The sequence below is a fragment of the Tepidiphilus olei genome (assembly GCF_006980705.1).
Classification (GTDB): Bacteria; Pseudomonadota; Gammaproteobacteria; order Burkholderiales; family Rhodocyclaceae; genus Tepidiphilus; species Tepidiphilus olei.
On record NZ_SBHO01000023.1, the window covers coordinates 1 to 698 of the forward strand.

1 protein-coding gene is annotated in these 698 nt (G+C 61.7%); it reads right to left on the bottom strand.

Annotation, left to right across the window (positions count from 1 at the left end; genetic code table 11):
- Positions 1-76: 76 nt before the first annotated feature.
- A partial coding sequence (locus EPD80_RS11295) for an IS110 family transposase (RefSeq protein WP_142811853.1) occupies positions 77-698 on the bottom strand: 622 nt, incomplete at its 5' end.

Genomic DNA, 698 nt, shown 5'->3' on the forward strand with positions numbered 1-698 from the left:
TTAACGTGAAAGACCCCTCATCCAGGACGAGCAAGGGCCTGACTCTCGCGAGCCATTGAAATTCAAGACAGACCGCTCAGGCGCTGGCGGGGATGAAGCCGTAGCGCGTGAGCGCCTTGATCCAGCGCGGGGCGTTGCGCTGGACAGAAAGTGCCTCGTAATCGATGGAAGAATCCCGGAAGGGTTCGTTGCGTTTGAGCATGAAGAAGATCGTGCGCAGCAGCTTGTGGGCCAGGGCGATGATCGAGCGTTTGTGTCCGCGCCGCACGACGAGCGACTGGAACTTGGACTTGAACACCGATTGGGTTCGACTGGCAGCGTGGGCAAACTCGCACAGCAGGCGGCGCACGTAGGGATTGCCTTTGCGAACCCGACCGGACTTGCGTTTGCCTGCCGACTCGTTGTTGCCCGGGCAGATGCCGACCCAAGACGCCAGACGATCGGCGCTGCCGAAGGCGCTCATGTCGGTTCCGATCTCCACCAGCAGCATGGCCGCGCCGATCCGATCGACGCCGGGCAGCGTTTGCAGCAGCACCAGTGCGTTGTGCGCGTCCTTGAGTTCGTCCAGCAGACGCGCATCGAAGCGCGCAATGCGCGCCTCGATCTCCTCGATATGCTGCATCAACTCGTTGAGCACGAACCGATGGCTGTCGGTGAGCTCACCGTGTAAGGCGTCGAACAGTGTCTCCCGACTGGCC